Genomic DNA, 1634 nt, shown 5'->3' on the forward strand with positions numbered 1-1634 from the left:
GCACGGCCGCGCGAGGCCTCCAGCACCTCGGCCCCGACGCGGCGAAGAGCCACCAGGTCCGGGGTGGCGCCCGCCATCGCCGCCTCTAGCGCCTGGGCCGGCGTCGGAGCAGGACCGGCGTCGGCCTCCTTCGGCTCCTCGCGGTCGGCGTCTTCCATGGGCAGCGGCAGTGCCTCCTGGGTCCCTCCGGACGGGACCTCCCGTGACGGGTCATCCCGGGCTGCCCCATGGTCGGCGTCGTTGGCCTCTTCGCCGGCATCCGCGGTCTCAGCGGGGGAGGGCACCTCGGTGAGGAGGGGGTGCCGTCCTAGGGAGGCGACCTGCCCGCGCAGGTCGGCGGCGGCCTGCTCGACCCTCCGGGCCCCGTCCCGGGAGGCCTGGATGAGGGCGTCCTGGATGGCGTCGTAGATGCCGGTGCCGAAGACGTCCTTGAGCAGCTGCTGGCGCTCGGAGGAGTCGGCGCGCAGGAACCGGGCGAACTTGCCTTGCGGCAGGACGACCGTCTGCGTGAACTGTTCCCGGCTGAGCCCGACGGCGCGCGCGATCTCCGCGTCGGCGTCGCCCACGCGGGTGACGGGTTCGTCGAGCGGCTGACCGCCGACCTCGGCCAGGTGCCAGAGCTTGACGGTGGCGTTCTGGGTGGTGGTGCCCTGGCCGCTCCGCTTGGCCCGCTCGTAGGCGGGGGTGCGGCGCACCCGGTAGACGCCGGCGCCGGTGGAGAAGACCAGCTCGATGACGCTCTCGGTGTGCGGGCCCACGAGGGTGGAGCGGATGCGCTCCTTGGAGGAGTCGGCCGAGTCGGCCACGTTCCCGTAGAGGGCGAAGACGATCGCGTCGATGATGGTGGTCTTGCCCGAGCCGGTGGGGCCGGTGAGCAGGAAGCGGCCCGAGGCGCCCACTGCGTCGAAGTCGATGTGCTCCTGCCCCGCATAGGGGCCGATGCCGGTCATGGTCAGGGAGTGGATCCTCATCGCTCGCTCCTCGCGTTCGCCAGGGCGGACTCGTACGCGCTGCGCAGGACGCCGCTCTCGGAGGGTTCGGGGGCGCGCCCGCAGACGTCGTCGAAGAAGTCCTCAGTGATGCGCAGCGGGTCTGCCGCGGCGGTGACGGCGATGCGCTCGCGGGCGGTGCGAGCGGGGGCCTCGTGCTGGAAGGCCAGGAGACTGGGGAAGCGCTCCTTGAGGGTGGCCAGGGCGCCGGGTGGTCGCTCGCCCTGGAGGATGACGCGTACCCAGGCGCCGGTGGCGTCGTCGAAGGCGGGGGAGAGGAGCTCGGGCATGGTGCCGGTCAGGGTGCGCACCTGGTGCAGGACCGGGGTGGGGATACGCTCCAGACCGGTGACGCCGTCGGCGCCCAGATCCAGCAGGACGGAGGATTTGGTGGCGGAGTTGCGGACGCCTTCGGCCTCGTCGAAGGAGAAGGGCAGGGGCGAGCCGGAGTAGACCAGGCGCGGGCCTGCGGGTCGGGTGAGCTCCTGGGGCCGGTGGAGGTGGCCGAGGGCCACGTAGTCGAGGCCGCCGCTGCGCTCGGCCAGGGGCGAGCCGCCCAGGGTGGTGAAGACGCCGGAGGGCACGGAGTCGACGCCGCCGACGCGAATGTCCCGCTCGGACTCGCACGCCTCGCCGCCGACGACG

Annotated in this window: 2 protein-coding genes; both read right to left on the minus strand. The window is 73.2% G+C overall.

Translation table 11 applies throughout. The features are described from left to right. Window positions 1-971, minus strand: a 971-nt coding sequence (locus HMPREF0975_RS10070; RefSeq protein ID WP_009234057.1) for an AAA family ATPase, incomplete at its 3' end; no start/stop codon positions are given. After that, window positions 968-1634: DNA exonuclease SbcCD subunit SbcD (locus HMPREF0975_RS10075; RefSeq protein WP_009234058.1), on the minus strand; the 667-nt coding region annotated here is incomplete at its 5' end. The genes HMPREF0975_RS10075 and HMPREF0975_RS10070, both read right to left, overlap by 4 nt.

This window comes from Actinomyces sp. oral taxon 849 str. F0330, from assembly GCF_000239715.1.
GTDB classification, from domain to species: domain Bacteria; phylum Actinomycetota; class Actinomycetes; order Actinomycetales; family Actinomycetaceae; genus Actinomyces; species Actinomyces johnsonii.